Origin of the sequence: Janthinobacterium sp. PSPC3-1 (assembly GCF_049896105.1) — a bacterium.
Taxonomy (GTDB): domain Bacteria; phylum Pseudomonadota; class Gammaproteobacteria; order Burkholderiales; family Burkholderiaceae_D; genus Janthinobacterium.
This window is the reverse complement of record NZ_JAFCTQ010000046.1, coordinates 24,697-39,011: the sequence shown is the minus strand read 5'-3', so window position 1 is coordinate 39,011 and position 14,315 is coordinate 24,697. Positions and strand designations below refer to the sequence as shown.

Below are 14,315 nucleotides of genomic sequence, written 5' to 3'. Positions count from 1 at the left end.
CATTCGGTGTGCTCAGGTCTGGAAAAATATTTGATCCGACCTTGCACAACGCTTGACGGGGATAACAGTATCTACGTGCTTCGGCGTATTTTTCACCGTCCCTGAAACACCGGCGCGCGCTTTTCCCTGAACGCCGCCTGCGCCTCTTTCGCGTCTTCCGTCAAGCCGATCGCCGCCGTCATGTCCTGCTCATAGCGATACCCGTCGCGCAAGCTCATGTCTTCGATGACATTCATCGTGTGCTTGCCCATGCGCGTCGAGACGGGGCTCTTGGCGGCGATGGTGGCGGCCAGCGCCAGGGCGGCCGGCAGCAGTTCTTCCGGCGTGGTGCACTCCTCGACGATGCCCAGGCGGTACAGTTCTTCGCCGCCGACGCGATAGCCCGTCAAGGCCATGCGGCGCAGCCGCGAGTGGCTGAACAGCCGCATCGCGTGGCGGCAGCCGCCCAGCAGGCCCACGTCCACTTCCGGCAAGCCCAATGAGGCCTTGGTGGAGGCGATCAAAATATCCGATGAGGCGACCATCGCCAGGCCCGAGCCGAGCGCCGCGCCATTGATGGCGGCGATCACGGGTTTGGTGCATTCGCGGATCGCGTGAAAGCATTCGCGCGTGCGGCGCGAGTGGGCCATCAGGTCGCCCGGATGCTTGATATTTTCCGCGCGGCCTTTCAAATCCGCGCCGGCGCAAAACACCTTGCCGGCGCCGGTCAGCACCACGGCGCGGATCTCGGGCGTTTCCGAGATGATGTCGAGCGCCTGCGTCAGCTCATCGTTCAGGATGCGCGTGAGGGCGTTGACCGGCGGGCTGTCCAGGGTCAGCACGGCCACATGGCCGTCGATGCGCACGTTCAGCTGCGTGTAGTTATCCATGTTGTACATGTCAGTTTCCTTGGTTTAGGTGTCGAAGCCGTACAGCGCGGCCGGATTGTCGACCAGGATGGTGTTGCGCGTGGCCGCATCGGGTACCCATTCATGGAACAGGTCGAGCAGCTGGCCGGCGTCCGGCGACTGCTCGCCCATGCGCACGTAAGGCCAGTCCGAGCCCCACAGCAATCGCTGCGGATTGGCCGCCACCAGGGCGTCGTGGAATGGTTTCAGATCCAGGTAATCGGGCGCCTGTTTCGAGACGCGGCACACTGACAGCTTGATCCAGACAGCGCCATCTTGCAGCGCCTTGAGCACGTATTGAAACGCCGGATCATCGACGCCGCGCTCGGTCTTCAGGCAGGCCATATGGTCGAGCACCAGCGGCACGCCGGTGGCCAGCAGCGGCGGCAGCAAGCGTGCGTAATCGTCGAGCGGCGCCCACAGCTGCGCATGCAGGCCGATGGCTTTCATCTGCGGCGCCATCGCCAGCAGCTGGTCGGCGCCGACGCTGCCGATATAGGGCTGGCCCTGCGGGTCGCGCACTTCCACGAAGCGCAGGCCGCGGATGCCGCCGTCGTAAAGCTGCTGCAAATGCTCGCGCGTGGCATCGCTGCCCGCCACGCCGATGCCGCGCACCCGGCCGCCGCTGGCGGCAATCGCATCGAGCATCGGCTTTGCGTCATTGCCATATGGCGCAGGCTGCACCAGCACGCCGCGCGCGGCGCCCAGCATATCGAGCATGGCCAGGTGCAGGGAGCTTGGCGCCAGCGGCGGCGCGTAGCTCGATGGATGGGCCAGCGGGAACCGGTCGTAGGGGCCGAAGACGTGGGCGTGCGTGTCGCAGGCGCCTGGCGGCAAAGGCTGGCGCGGGGCAGCTGGCATGCGTGGTGTCACGGTGTCGAATGGTGTGCTCATGCCTGCGCCTCCGGCAGCTCCGTCAGCACGCCATCTTCGTTGCCACTCACGGGGTGCAAGGGCAGCGGCGTATCGATGTCGGGCAGTGGAATATGGTGGGCGTTCAAGGTCATCGCCACCATCGAGTAGTAGCCGATAATGGCCGTCAGTTCCACCGTCCCCGCTTCGCCGAACAGCGCCAGCACTTCCTGGTAGGCCGCTTCGCCGACTACGCCGCGCTGCAGCAGCTGGCGCGCGTATTCATACACGGCGCCATCCTTGATATCGTCGAAGCGCGGAGATGCTGCCACCAGCAGCGCGTCGATAATGGCTTGCGGCAGGCCGGCGTCCTGCGCGGCGGCGGCGTGGATATGCCATTCGAGCTGGCTGTTCCAGCGCCGCGCGGCGACCAGGATCGCCAGCTCGCTGGCGCGCGGCGAGATGCTGGTGCCAAAGCGCAGCAGGGCGCCCATTTTCTGCCATCGATCTGCCAGCTCAGGGTTGTGCAGGGCGGCGCGCAGCGGCCCGACCAGGCGCGCGCGCGGGCCCTGGATAATGTCCTGGTAGACCCGCAGCTGTTCTGCGTTCATGGTCTCCGGGGTAGGGAAGGAAATGCGTGTCATAACTCTTGATCCTTGTGTTGGCCTGCGACGTCAGATTACGCCGTCGTTTTTCCATTGCGCGATGCGCTGCCCGTCAAACCCGAGTTCGGCCAGCACTTCGTCCGTGTGCTCGCCCAGCAGCGGCGCGGCGCGCTCGAACACCAGTTCGGCCTGGGTAAAGCGCATCGGGCTGCGGATCTGCGGCACGGTGCCGGCGGTCGGGTGCGGCAGGTCGATGCGCATCTTGCGGTGTTTCACTTGTTCGTCTTCCAGCACCTGGGCGATGGTGTTGATCGGGCTGCACGGCACGCCCGCTGCGTCGAGCAGGGCGACCCACTCTTGCATCGGTTTTTGCAGGAACAGTTCGGCCATCTGCGGCAGCAGGGTGGCCTGGTTGCGCACACGCGCGCCGTTGCTGGCGTAGCGTTCGTCGCTGACCCATGGTTCGCAGCCGGCCACCTGGCAGAACTTGGCGAACTGCGAGTCATTGCCGACCACCAGCACGATATGGCCGTCGGCGCACGCAAACACGTCTTGCGGCTGGATATTCGGATGCTTGTTGCCGGTGCGCCTAGGCGTCTTGCCCGACACCAGGTAGTTCATGCCCTGGTTGGCGATCGAGCCGACCATCACGTCGAGCATGCCGATGTCGATATAGTCGCCCAGGCCCGATTCGCTGCGGCGCGCCAGCGCGGCCAGCACGGCCACCGAGGTGTACATGCCGGTCATCAGGTCGACGATGGGCACGCCCACTTTTTGCGGGCCGCCGCCGGGCAGGTCGTCGCGCTCGCCCGTCACGCTCATCAGGCCGCCCATGGCCTGGATCATGAAGTCGTAGGCGGCGTTGTCGGCCTTCGGTCCATCCTGGCCAAAGCCGGTGACGGAGCAGTAGATCAGGCGCGGGTTGATTTCTTTCAGGCTGGCGTAATCGAGGCCGAACTTGGCCAGCGTGCCCACCTTGTAGTTTTCCAGCAGGATGTCCGATTGCAGCGCCAGCGCGCGCACGATCTGCTGGCCTTCGCTGGTATTCAAGTCGACCGTGACGGAGCGCTTGCCGCGGTTGGCGGACAGGTAGTAGCCCGATTCGCGTGTCTCGTTGCCGTCCTGGTCTTTCAGGAACGGCGGACCCCAGCTGCGCGTGTCGTCGCCGACTTTCGGCCGTTCGACCTTGATCACGTCGGCGCCGAGATCGGCCAGGACCTGGCCCGACCACGGGCCGGCCAGGATGCGGCTCAGATCGAGCACTTTGATATGGGATAGTGGACCAGCCATGGAAAACTCCTGTATTGGGGGAAAAGCGGCGGGCATCAATGCCCGGCCGTTGAAATCAGGTTTGCGCGTCGTCGGGCGCGGTGGCGATCACCGACGGGCGCTGTTCAAATTGCGCGTGCCAGGCGGCCAGCAGGGGGCGCGTGGCGCGCCAGCCCAGGTCCGGAAAACGGTAGTCGATATACGACAGCATGCAGCCCACGCTGACGTGGCCGATATCGAAACCGTCCTGCGCCAGCACTTGCGCTTCCAACTCCAGGCGGTCCAGCGAGCCATTGATTTTCAGCGAGAACGCGGCCAGCCACTCGGGCAGCTGCTGCGCGGCGGTCTTCATGCGTTCCTGGCGCCACAGCAGCAGCACCGCCAGCATGCCGTCGGCCAGCGCCTGGCGGCGCAGGGCCAGCCAGCGGGTGGGGCCGGCCGGCGGGAAGAACGGCGCGCCGTCGTGCAGGCCGTCCAGGTATTCGCAGATCACAGGGGAGTCGTACAGGGGCTGGCCGTCGTCGAGCACCAGCGTGGGGATCTGGCTCAAGGGATTGTCGGCCAGGATGGCGGGGTTCGGCGTGGCCATGGCGGCCACCGAGCGCACGTAATTCACGCGCGCTTCCAGGCCGGTTTCCTTGAGCAGGACGGTAACCTTGCGGACAAACGGCGATCTTGGGGACCAGTGAAGTTTCATGCCATTCCTTTTCAGTGTAGAAAAGCGATGGCCGCAACCATCACTTCAGTTTAATGTCGAGGCGCACCACGTCGCCCCGGTAAATTCCTTGTCCGACAAATACCAGGCAGCCGTCGCGGTCGACCGCCGAGCGGGCCACATGGGCCACCGGCGCGTTCAGCGGCAGCTGCAGCAGCGCGGCCAGGTCCGGATCGGCCGAACCCAGCGTCAGCGTCTGGTGCGCCTCGGCGATTTCCAGTCCCGGCAACTCGCGCAGGATGCGCATCGAGGTCTTGGTCTCGAACGACTCCGGCGCGATGCGCTCGCACAGGCGCTCGTCGATATACACGTCACCCAGGTAATACGGCTTGCCGTTGCGCCAGTGGCGCCGCCGCCAGTGCTGGTAGAACGGCGCCATGCTGCCGACCATCGGATCGGGCGGCGCGGGCGACAGCCGCTCGCGCTGCGTCAGAATCTCGATCGTCACGCCATCGGGCGCGATCAGCTGGCCCGACCAGTCCGACGCCACTTCGCACCAGAACTGTTCCTGCGGCTTGCCGATCACGAACGTGCCCTTGGCGCGGTAGCGGGCGATCAGCTTTTCTTCTTCCAGCAAATCGAGCGCCTGGCGCACCGTGGCGCGGGCCACCTGGCACTCGGCCGCCAGTTCATCGACGGTCGGTATCTGCTGTCCTACCTGCCACTGTCCCGACTCCACGCGGCGCCGGAACAGGCTGGCCAGCTGCACGTAGCGCGATGCCGCGCTGCGGCTGAAATCGATGGCGCCGGCTGCGCTGCCGGTGCCGGGTAATGGGGCTGCTTTCATCAAATTCTCTCTGAGGGAATATCACAATGTTGTTATTATGACCCAATCAGTTGATGAACCAGCTTTTTGACATATATAAGCGTTTTGCCGCTCAGGCTCCCTGGAAGCTTGGCGGCCGTTTTTCCAGGAAGGCGCGCATCCCTTCCTGCTGGTCCTCGGTGTCGAACAGCAGCTGGAAAGCCTTGCGCTCCAACAGCAGCGCGCTTTCCAAAGGCGCGTCCTGGCCCTGCTGCACCACTTCGCGGATCGCGCGCACGGCCAGCGGCGGCATGGCGGCAATCGTCGCCGCCAGCGCCAGCGCGCGGCTCAATGCTTCGCCGTCCGGGCACAGTTCCGACACCATCCCGCACGCAAACGCCTGCGTGGCGGTCACCGCTTCGCCGGTCAGCATCATGCGCAGCGCCTGGTATTTGCCGATGGTGCGCAACAGCCGCTGCGTGCCGCCGGCGCCGGGCATGATGCCGACGCGGATTTCCGGCTGGCCGAAACGCGCGCCCTCGGCGGCCACGATCAGGTCGCAGGCCAGCGCCAGTTCGCAGCCACCGCCCAGCGCATAGCCTTCGACCGCCGCGATCAGCGGTTTGCTGCTGTGGCGCAGGGTGGTGAACACCTGATCGGTGGCGTTCAGGGTATGGCTGGTGGGCGTCATGTCCAGCATTTCATCGATATCGGTGCCGGCCACAAAATAGCTGCCGGCCCCGGTCAGCACGATCACCTTGATGCTGTCGTCCGCGCCCAGTTCCCGCACGAACCCGGTCAACAAGCGTTTGACTTCCAGGTTCAGCGCATTGCGCCGCGCGGGGCGAGCTATGGTGATGACGGCCACGCCAGGCGCCGCGATCGAAAAGCTGACGGGGTGCGATGGTGGGTAAATCAGTCATTGCGCCTGCTCCCGGTAAAACGGCTGGCCGGTCAGTGCGCGGCGCGCCAGCAAGGGCGAACTGCGGTAGCGTTCTTCGCCATAGGTGGCCGCCAGGTGGGCCAGCACGCGCTGGATCACGGCGGGGCCGATCGCGTCGGCCCAGGCCAGCGGCCCGCGCGGATAATTGACGCCATTGACCATCGCCAGATCCGTGTCCTGCACGCTGGCGATGCCTTGCTGGACCACCTCGGCCGCTTCATTGGCCAGCATGGCGACCGTGCGCATCACCACCATGCCGGGTGCGTCGTCGATCGCGATCACCTGCTTGCCCAGCGCCTGGAAAAAGCCGGTGACCGCAAGCAGCGCGCCGGCTGGCGCCTGATCGGCGCAAGCAATCGCAATGGTGGTCGCTTTGGCGTAATCGAGCGCCAGGTCGAACAGCACGGCCACTTCGGCATCGGCGGCAAAGCGGGCGGTGGCGCTGCGGCCATCGCTCAAGGCCACGGCATGGCCGGCGATGCGCAGCAGGCCAGGGCCGGCGATGAAGCTGACCGCGATGCCGGCCGCCTGCGCCAGCGCGGCCAGGGGCGCGGCCACGCCGAGGTCGCCCTCGACCACAATGGCGGTCGGTGCGGCGGCCGGTGCGGCAATTGGTGCGGCAGGGTTGAGCGCGTCAGCGCCATACTGGTAAAAACCGCTGCCGGTTTTCTTGCCCAGCCAGCCCGCGTCGACCAACTCTTTTTGCAGCAGGGACGGCGTGTAGCGCGCATCGCTGTACAGCGCGTCGTAGACGGAGCGGGTGACCGCGTAATTGACGTCGTGGCCGATCAGGTCCATCAGTTCGAAGGCGCCCATGCGAAAGCCGCCGCTGCCGCGCAGGATGGCGTCAATCGCCGCCACGCCGGCTGCGCGTTCGGTCAGCAGGCGCAGCGCTTCGCCGTAGAACGGACGGGCCACGCGGTTGACGATAAAACCCGGCGTCGAGGCGCAGCGCACCGGCACCTTGCCCCAGGCCAGCGCGGTGGCGAACAGGGTGTCGGCCACGGCTTGGTCCGTGACCTTGCCACTGACAATTTCCACCAGCGGCAGCACCGGGGCGGGGTTGAAGAAGTGCAGGCCGGCCACCTGTTGCGGGCGCTGCAGCCGGGCCGCAATCGCGGTGACCGACAGCGACGAGGTATTGCTGGCGATGATGGCGTTCGGCGCCAGCAGCGCCTCGACCTCGGCCAGTACCTTGGCCTTGATATCGATGTTTTCCACGATCGCTTCGATCACCAGCGCCGCTTTCGACAAGTCGGCCAGGTGGGCGCCGCGCTGCAGGCGGCCCAGGCGGTCGAGGCGGGTGGCCTCGTCGATCTTGCCCTTGGCCTGCAGGCGCTGGTAGGCGTCGGCGATCGAGGCGATGCCGCGGTCCAGCGCGGCCGGCGCCGCGTCGTGCAGCACCACGTGGTGGCCGGCGTTCAGCGCCACCTGGACGATGCCGCTGCCCATGGCACCGGCGCCGATCACGCCGATCAAATCAGTTGCTTGTAATGCGCTCATATCTTCTTCGCTTGATGGTGATGAATTATTTCGTGGCAGCGGGCTTGAGCAGGGCTTCCGGCTTGACGCCGATCAGCAGGGTCACGGCGCCGAACAGCATCAGGGCGGCAAAGTAGTACTGCCCCATCGCCAGGCTGCCGGTGGTGGACGACAGCCAGCCCACCAGCATCGGGCTGAATACGCTGCCCAGGCCGGCAAAGGTGCTCAGCAAAGCGATGCCGCCGGCGGCCGCCTTGCCACTCAGGAAGGACGATGGCAGGGTCCAGAATGGTCCCGTCAGACCGAGCGTGCCGGCCGTGGCCAGGGTCAGCATCAGCAGCGACAGCGGCACGTTGCCCTGTACCGAAGGCAGGCTGGCCCAGCCGATGGCGGCGCAGAAGGCAGGGATGGCCACGTGCCAGCGGCGTTCGCCGGTGCGGTCGGAATGGCGGGCGTTCAGGTACTGCACGATCAGGGCGATCAGGAACGGAATCACGGACAGAATACCGATGGTCATCACGTTGTCGATGCCGGACTTGCGGATGATGGTCGGCAGCCAGAAGAACACGCCGCCGGTGCTGACCAGCACCGCGATGCCCATGCCGGACAGCCAGTACAGTTTCGGATCGCGGATGGCGTCCATGTAGGAGTGTTCACCGCCGTTTTTCTTGACGCTGACGCTTTTCGCCAGGTCTTCCGTGATGATGTTTTTCTGCGCCGGCGTCAGCCATTTTGCCGAGGCGGGACCGTCCTGCAGGTAGAAGTACGCGACCAGGCCCAGGGCGCAGGCCGGCAAACCTTCGACGATGAACATCCACTGCCAGCCCTTCATGCCGGCCACGCCTTCGAAGGTGTGCATCAGCCAGCCCGACAGCGGGCCGCCCAGCATGCCGGCCAGCGGAATCGAGGCGGTGAACAGCGCATTGAAACGCGCGCGGCGGTTCAGCGGCACCCAGTAGGTGAGATACAGCAGCATGCCGGGGAACATGCCCGCTTCGGCCGCGCCCAGCAGGAAGCGCATCACATAGAAATGGGTGGAGGTCTGCATGAAGGCCATGCCGGCCGAGAACAGGCCCCACAGCACCATGATGCGCAGCAGCGTCTGGCGCACGCCATTCTTGTGCAGGACCATGTTGCTGGGGACTTCAAACAGGATATAGCCGACATAGAAAATGCCGGCGCCGATGCCGTAGATGGCGTCGTTGAAACCGAGGTCGGTGACGAAATGCAGTTTGGCGAAACCGATATTGGCGCGGTCGATAAAAGCCACGATATAGCACAACATCAGGAAGGGCATGATGCGCCACAGGACCTTGCGGTAGACCGCATTGGCCTCCAGGTCGCGCGCGCTGGTATCGGACACCGGATGCGCGTGCGCGTTCCGGACTGTATCGGCTGTAGTCATTGGTATCTCCAGGGTCTGGTTTTTATTTTTATCATGATGGGGGCGGCCTTGAAAACAAGTTCGTCGGCACGCCGGCAAAAACGCTGAAAGTATTATAGGTCAGTTTTATGACCTTTATGCGGAAAATTTTTGACGTGATGGTTTTTTGCACTCAGCTTGTCTGCGCCAGCTCCGCCAGGTGCTGTTCGATGGCAAACACATGAGGATCAACTTTGCCCAGTTCGCGCAGCGCGCTGGCCAGGTGCAGCAGGTAGTCGCTGTTCGGGCCGCTGGGGCCGCTTGACCTGGCGATCTGGCGCGCGATGTCCAGTTCCGGTGCGGCGCCCAGAAAGGCCGCGTTTTCCTCGTTGGCGATATACACCAGGCCTTCCGTGCTGCTGCCGTCGTCAAAGGTGATGGCGGTGGCCAGGCGCAAATAGCCGTTCTTTTCGCGGTGGTCGAGGTGGGCGAACACTTCCGGCGTGATCAGATAGGCCATGCCGTCGCAGATGGCGCCCGCCTGCGGCACGATGGTGGCCACGCGGCCGGGCGCCAGCGGCGTGCCGCGATGATCGTGCGAGCCTTGCCAGAAACGCCGGGTCCAGCCGGCGATGCTGGCAGGGCGCCGTTCGATAAACGGAAAGTCGGCCTTGTAGATCAGCGAGCCATAGCCGAACAGCCAAACTTCGCTGTGGCCGTCGAAGTGCTTCATGCGCCGGTTGATGGCGATGGTGGCGGCGTCGATCTCCGACAGGTCAGGCGCGGCGGGGGAGGGCTGTGTCATGGAATCAAACGCAATCAATGAACGGCGATTATACCGGCGCCGCCGGCGCGCCGCTGCCGACGTTCCATTCGTGCGTTTCGACGAATTTGAACAGAAAGGCCATGAAGCTTTCGGCCGCCGGCGACAGCGAACGGCCGGTTTTCGTGTACACGAAAAAGCGCCGCGTCAGTTCCGGTTCGTGCAGGGTGCGCATCTGCAGCTTGTACAGTTTCACCATCGGTTCCGCATACGGCAGACAGGCCGTGACGCCCAGGTTGGCGCTGACCATGGCCAGCGCGGTGGTCATGAAGGTCACTTCGTTATACGGGTTCAGCGACTGCTCGCGAAAGGCGCCGTGCATGTCGCGCAGCAGCCGTTCGGTGAACTGGCCCTGCAGAGAAATGAAGGGATAGTCGGCGACGGCGGCCCAGGTGATTTTTTCCTTGTGCCGCAGCGGATGCTGTTCGGGAAATACCAGCACGAACGGCATTTCGAACAGCACTTGCGCCGCGATTTCCGCCGTCGGATCGCGCTCGGGGCCGATGCCGAAATCGACTTCGCCGCTGAACACGCGGCCCGATACGTTCTCCACCGGGCAGTCGACCAGGCGCAGCTGCACGTCCGGGTGGGCCTGGCGGTAGGCGGCGATCACTTCGGGCAGCAGGGTGCACGACATCATCTGCGGCGCGGCGATGCGCACCATGCCGGTTTTCAATGCCTTGCGCTGGGCGATGCCGGCCATGGCGCCGTCGAGGTCCTCGATCATCTTTTCAAACAGCGGATACAGTTCACGGCCGATTTCGGACAACTGTGTCTTGCGCGTGCTGCGCTCGACCACGCGCACCCCCAATATGCTTTCCAGTTCCTTGATCAGGCCGCTCAGGGCCGACTGGGTGACGTGCAGGTATTCGGCGGCCAGGGTAAAGCTGCCGGTCTTGGCAAGGGCGACAAGGGCGCGCATCTGGCGCAGGCTGGGACTCATGAGATAATCCGATAAATCGAGAGATAAATATTGTTTGCATGATAGACGCAAGAAGATTCTAATGGTGAAAAACCTCGCACAAGGACACCACCATGAAACTCGCCACCCTCAAGAACGCCAGCCGTGACGGCGCGCTGGTCCTCGTCAGCCGCGACCTGCGCCAGTACCTGCCGGTACCCGCCATCGCCGCCACCCTGCAAGCGGCGCTCGACGACTGGAACACGATCGCGCCACAGCTCGAAGTTGCCTACGCCGCCCTGAACGCCGGCCAGGCGCAGGACGCGCAGCCGTTCGACGCGGCCCTGTGCCATTCGCCGCTGCCGCGCGCCTACCAGTGGGCCGACGGTTCGGCCTATATCAATCACGTCGAGCTGGTGCGCAAGGCGCGCAACGCCGACGTTCCCGCCTCGTTCTATACCGATCCGCTGATGTACCAGGGCGGTTCGGACAGTTTTATCGGCCCGCGCGATCCCATCTTTGCATTGTCGGAAGAGTGGGGCATCGACCTGGAAGCGGAAGTGGCGGTGGTGACTGGCGACGTGGCGATGGGCGCCAGCGTGGCCGACGCGGCCGCGTCGATACGCCTGGTCATGCTGGTCAACGACGTCTCGCTGCGCAACCTGATCCCCGGCGAACTGGCGAAAGGCTTCGGCTTCTTCCAGTCGAAAGCGGCCAGCGCGTTTTCTCCGGTCGCCGTCACGCCGGACGAACTGGGCACCGACTGGCTGGACAGTAAACTGCACCTGCCGCTGCTGGTGGAACTGAATGGCCAGCCCTTCGGCAAACCGAATGCGGGCGAGGACATGACCTTCAATTTCGCCCAGTTGGTCGCGCATGCGGCCAAGACGCGCGAACTGGCCGCCGGCACCATTCTAGGCTCGGGCACGGTATCGAACAAGCAGGGCAACCTGTTCGGTTCCAGCATCGACAACGGCGGCGTCGGCTACTGCTGCCTGGCCGAGGTGCGCATGTATGAAACCATCGAACACGGCGTGCCGAAAACGGGCTTCCTGAAATTTGGCGACACCGTGAAGATCGAGATGCGCGATGGCGCCGGCGCCAGCATCTTCGGCAGCATCGAGCAGGGCGTCGCGCCGTATGCCGGCAAAACCCGCGGCCGCAACTGAAAGGAACCGCTGCCATGAAGCTGTACACCTACTTTCGCAGCTCGGCCGCCTACCGCGTGCGCATCGCCCTGAACCTGAAGGGACAGGACTACGAAGCGGTACCCGTGCACCTGCTGCGTAGCGGCGGCGAGCAACTGGCCGACGCCTATCGCCAGGTCAATCCGTCGGCGCTGGTGCCCACGCTGGAAGACGATAACGGCGTGGTGATCGGCCAGTCGATGGCGATCCTCGAATACCTGGAAGAGACGCGTCCAAACCCGCCGTTGTTGCCCGGCGACGCGGCCGGCCGCGCCCATGTGCGTGCGCTGGCCTTGACCCTGGTGGCCGACACCCACCCGCTGGGCAACCTGCGCGTGCTCAAATATATCAAAGGGGAGCTGGGGCAGAGCGAAGAAGCCAAGCTGGCCTGGCAGCAGCACTGGCTGCGCGAAGGACTGCTCACGTTCGACGCGATGCTGGCCCGCGCCGGCAGCACGGGCCCATACTGCCATGGCGATACGCCGACCCTGGCCGACTGCTGCCTGGTGCCGCACCTGTTCAGCGCGCGGCGCTTCGAGGTCGACCTGGCACCGTTTCCGGCGCTGGTGCGCATCGATGCCGCGTGCGCGCAGCTGCCTGCGTTCCAGCTCGCGCATCCGTCGCGCCAGCCCGACGCGGAATAGTCAGGTCCACTCGACCCGGTTACGCCCCGCGTGCTTGGCGCGGTACAGGGCCTGGTCGGCGCGGATCAGCAGATCGGTCAGGCTGTCCGGGCCCAGCCGGGTGGTGGCGTCGAGCGGCAGGTCGGAGGTGGCGCCGATGCTGATCGTCAGGCGCGCTGTCTGGCCGTCGCCGCAATCGACCTCCATGCCCTCGATGGCCGCGCGCAGCCGCTCGGCCGCCTCCAGCGCCACCTGCAGCGAGGTTTCCGGCATCAGCAGCACGAACTCCTCGCCGCCGAAACGGGCCGCCGTATCCATGCCGCGCGTCATGCTGCGCAGCACCTGGGCCACGGCGACGATGGCGCGGTCGCCGGCGTCGTGGCCATAATGGTCGTTGATGCGCTTGAAGTGGTCGATATCGATCATCAGCAGCGACAGGGCATGGCCAAAGCGCTGGCCGCGTTCGATTTCCTCGGCGATGCGCAAGGTCATCTTGCGGCGGTTGCCCAGTTCCGTCAGCGGATCGGTGGTGGCCTGTTGCTCCAGCTTCGAATTGGCCACCAGCAGCTCCAGGGTGCGCCGCAAGACCCGTTCTTCGAGCTTGTTGCGCTCTTCATTGAGGATCGCCAGGGTGGCGCGCCGGCCGCGCAGCGCCAGCACCAGCGCCGCGATCAGCGCCGCCTGCAAGGCCAGCAGCGACAGGCCGGCGATGATTTGCGTGTGGTACAAGGTCCACAGTCCCTGCGGCTGGTTCAGGATGCGCGAGCCGGCCGGCAGGTTGCGCAGGCCGAAGTGCTGCACCGCGCCATCGTCGAAAATGGTCGCCTGCATGCCATCCGGATCGGGCGCGCGGCCCTGCAGGATGCGGGCGATGGTGCGCCCGACCTTGTCGGCGCTGATCACATGGCCGCCCGCCACGCCGGGCAGTATCAGCGATTCCACGCTGGTAAAGATCGGCACGGCGCTGCGGGCCGCCAGGTCGCGCGCGACATCGGGCGGCGTCACCCTGGTGCCCTGCATGTCGCGGTAGACGGGCAGCAGGTACAGCACGCTGCCGGCGCCCAGCGTTTCGGTGCGGTGGCGCAGTTCGTCGAGCGTCAGCTTGTCCCAGTAGTCGAACACGATGCGCCCCTGGTAGCGGGCTGCCGCCGCGCGGAAGGCGGCGATCCAGTCGCGCCCGCGCGCGGTGGTGTCGCCGACCACGGCGATATGGCGCAGTTCGGGCGTTACCTGGGCGATCACGGCCAGCGCGCGCGGGAAATCATGGATCACGTCGAGATTGATGCCATCGCCGGGCTCCCAGCCCTGGCGGCCCTGGTTGACATAAAAGCGCGGCACGCCGGGGAACAGGTTCGGATGTTCGCTGAGGAAACGCGCCGCCAGGTAGTTTTCCGTGATGATGGCGTCGAGCCGCACATTTGCGTACTTGGTGCGCAGATGGGTGTCCAGGCCGGCCACCGCCTGGCGTTCGCCGACGCGTATCGAGTCGAGGCGCTCTTCGAACATGCCGGGCGTACTGTTCCAGTTCGGCGTGGCCAGTTCGGCGTTCATGCCGCGGCGTATCAGGGTCTGCCACAGCGACGAGGCGTCGCTGCCCAGCGAATACAGCACCAGCACCTGGCGCGGCTTCGGTCGCGCAAACTGGCTTTGCGTTTCGGCCGCCAGGCCCTGCGCCTGCGCGCACGGCGTCAGCGCCCAGCACAGCCACAGCAGCAAGGCCATGCGGCAGCGGTGGACGGCGCCAGTGGGCAAGAGGGAAGTCGGGCTGGGCATGGGTGTCGTGGCGCAATGCGGCTGGTAGATTGAAGTCCGCCTGGTTGATTGTCTGCTTGGAAGCGGAGTCTAGCATTCTTGGCTTGCCAGCGGACATTAAAGGTACATATTTTGTCAAGTTGATTGCATTATTGACATGATTGGAGG

At 65.1% G+C, this 14,315-nt stretch carries 14 protein-coding genes; 2 read left to right on the top strand and 12 right to left on the bottom strand.

The window, feature by feature from the left end:
* Positions 1-92 precede the first annotated feature (92 nt).
* The 11 genes from ACP7B7_RS28280 to ACP7B7_RS28230 all read right to left on the bottom strand — a co-directional run bounded on the left by ACP7B7_RS28280 (position 93) and on the right by ACP7B7_RS28230 (position 10,627).
* Complete coding sequence (locus ACP7B7_RS28280) at positions 93-869, bottom strand: enoyl-CoA hydratase/isomerase family protein (RefSeq protein WP_426078919.1); 777 nt, start codon at positions 867-869, stop codon at positions 93-95.
* Positions 870-893: 24 nt separating this feature from the next.
* Positions 894-1,781 (bottom strand): amidohydrolase family protein, encoded by an 888-nt coding sequence (locus tag ACP7B7_RS28275; protein ID WP_308925368.1) that lies wholly within the window; start codon positions 1,779-1,781, stop codon positions 894-896.
* Positions 1,778-2,383: a carboxymuconolactone decarboxylase family protein gene (locus ACP7B7_RS28270; protein WP_308925369.1), complete on the bottom strand. Its 606-nt coding sequence runs from the start codon at positions 2,381-2,383 to the stop codon at positions 1,778-1,780. The genes ACP7B7_RS28275 and ACP7B7_RS28270 overlap by 4 nt, the downstream gene beginning before the upstream one ends.
* Positions 2,384-2,413: 30 nt before the next feature.
* Positions 2,414-3,634, bottom strand: coding sequence for a CaiB/BaiF CoA transferase family protein (locus ACP7B7_RS28265; RefSeq protein ID WP_308925370.1), 1,221 nt, complete (start codon positions 3,632-3,634; stop codon positions 2,414-2,416).
* A gap of 55 nt (positions 3,635-3,689) precedes the next feature.
* Positions 3,690-4,310, bottom strand: coding sequence for a glutathione S-transferase family protein (locus tag ACP7B7_RS28260; protein ID WP_426078917.1), 621 nt, complete (start codon positions 4,308-4,310; stop codon positions 3,690-3,692).
* Between the two features lie 40 nt (positions 4,311-4,350).
* Positions 4,351-5,115 carry a GntR family transcriptional regulator gene (locus ACP7B7_RS28255; RefSeq protein WP_426078916.1) on the bottom strand — a complete coding sequence of 255 codons (765 nt, stop codon included), beginning with the start codon at positions 5,113-5,115 and terminating at the stop codon, positions 4,351-4,353.
* Positions 5,116-5,206: 91 nt separating this feature from the next.
* A complete protein-coding gene (locus tag ACP7B7_RS28250) occupies positions 5,207-5,956 on the bottom strand; it encodes an enoyl-CoA hydratase-related protein (RefSeq protein WP_426078918.1) in 750 nt (249 codons plus the stop codon).
* Between the two features lie 36 nt (positions 5,957-5,992).
* On the bottom strand, positions 5,993-7,519 hold the full coding sequence (locus tag ACP7B7_RS28245; RefSeq protein ID WP_426078915.1) for a 3-hydroxyacyl-CoA dehydrogenase: 1,527 nt from the start codon (positions 7,517-7,519) through the stop codon (positions 5,993-5,995).
* Between the two features lie 25 nt (positions 7,520-7,544).
* A complete protein-coding gene (locus tag ACP7B7_RS28240; protein ID WP_426078914.1) occupies positions 7,545-8,903 on the bottom strand; it encodes an MFS transporter in 1,359 nt (452 codons plus the stop codon).
* Between the two features lie 151 nt (positions 8,904-9,054).
* Entirely contained in the window at positions 9,055-9,627 is a 573-nt protein-coding gene (locus tag ACP7B7_RS28235; RefSeq protein ID WP_308925720.1) for a gamma-glutamylcyclotransferase, read from the bottom strand.
* A 67-nt stretch (positions 9,628-9,694) separates the two neighbouring features.
* Positions 9,695-10,627, bottom strand: a complete 933-nt coding sequence (locus ACP7B7_RS28230) for a LysR family transcriptional regulator (protein WP_426078913.1) — start codon at positions 10,625-10,627, stop codon at positions 9,695-9,697.
* A 92-nt stretch (positions 10,628-10,719) separates the two neighbouring features.
* Between ACP7B7_RS28230 and ACP7B7_RS28225 the strand changes: the two genes are divergently transcribed.
* The gene (locus ACP7B7_RS28225; RefSeq protein ID WP_426078912.1) at positions 10,720-11,754 is read left to right on the top strand and encodes a fumarylacetoacetate hydrolase family protein; all 1,035 of its coding nucleotides are present in this window, start codon (positions 10,720-10,722) and stop codon (positions 11,752-11,754) included.
* Between the two features lie 14 nt (positions 11,755-11,768).
* Positions 11,769-12,416, top strand: coding sequence for a maleylacetoacetate isomerase (gene maiA / locus ACP7B7_RS28220; protein ID WP_426078911.1), 648 nt, complete (start codon positions 11,769-11,771; stop codon positions 12,414-12,416).
* Here the strand turns inward: maiA and ACP7B7_RS28215 are convergent, their stop codons facing one another.
* Positions 12,417-14,168 carry a diguanylate cyclase gene (locus tag ACP7B7_RS28215; protein WP_426078910.1) on the bottom strand — a complete coding sequence of 584 codons (1,752 nt, stop codon included), beginning with the start codon at positions 14,166-14,168 and terminating at the stop codon, positions 12,417-12,419.
* Between the last annotated feature and the right edge of the window lie 147 nt (positions 14,169-14,315).

Excerpts from the sequence above, each read along its gene's own strand:
- ACP7B7_RS28280 (WP_426078919.1), bottom strand. The coding sequence starts at position 869 with ATGGATAACTACACGCAGCTGAACGTGCGCATCGACGGCCATGTGGCC.
- ACP7B7_RS28275 (WP_308925368.1), bottom strand. The coding sequence starts at position 1,781 with ATGAGCACACCATTCGACACCGTGACACCACGCATGCCAGCTGCCCCG.
- ACP7B7_RS28270 (WP_308925369.1), bottom strand. The coding sequence starts at position 2,383 with ATGACACGCATTTCCTTCCCTACCCCGGAGACCATGAACGCAGAACAG.
- ACP7B7_RS28265 (WP_308925370.1), bottom strand. The coding sequence starts at position 3,634 with ATGGCTGGTCCACTATCCCATATCAAAGTGCTCGATCTGAGCCGCATC.
- ACP7B7_RS28260 (WP_426078917.1), bottom strand. The coding sequence starts at position 4,310 with ATGAAACTTCACTGGTCCCCAAGATCGCCGTTTGTCCGCAAGGTTACC.
- ACP7B7_RS28255 (WP_426078916.1), bottom strand. The coding sequence starts at position 5,115 with ATGAAAGCAGCCCCATTACCCGGCACCGGCAGCGCAGCCGGCGCCATC.
- ACP7B7_RS28245 (WP_426078915.1), bottom strand. The coding sequence starts at position 7,519 with ATGAGCGCATTACAAGCAACTGATTTGATCGGCGTGATCGGCGCCGGT.
- ACP7B7_RS28240 (WP_426078914.1), bottom strand. The coding sequence starts at position 8,903 with ATGACTACAGCCGATACAGTCCGGAACGCGCACGCGCATCCGGTGTCC.
- ACP7B7_RS28230 (WP_426078913.1), bottom strand. The coding sequence starts at position 10,627 with ATGAGTCCCAGCCTGCGCCAGATGCGCGCCCTTGTCGCCCTTGCCAAG.
- ACP7B7_RS28225 (WP_426078912.1), top strand. The coding sequence starts at position 10,720 with ATGAAACTCGCCACCCTCAAGAACGCCAGCCGTGACGGCGCGCTGGTC.
- maiA (WP_426078911.1), top strand. The coding sequence starts at position 11,769 with ATGAAGCTGTACACCTACTTTCGCAGCTCGGCCGCCTACCGCGTGCGC.
- ACP7B7_RS28215 (WP_426078910.1), bottom strand. The coding sequence starts at position 14,168 with ATGCCCAGCCCGACTTCCCTCTTGCCCACTGGCGCCGTCCACCGCTGC.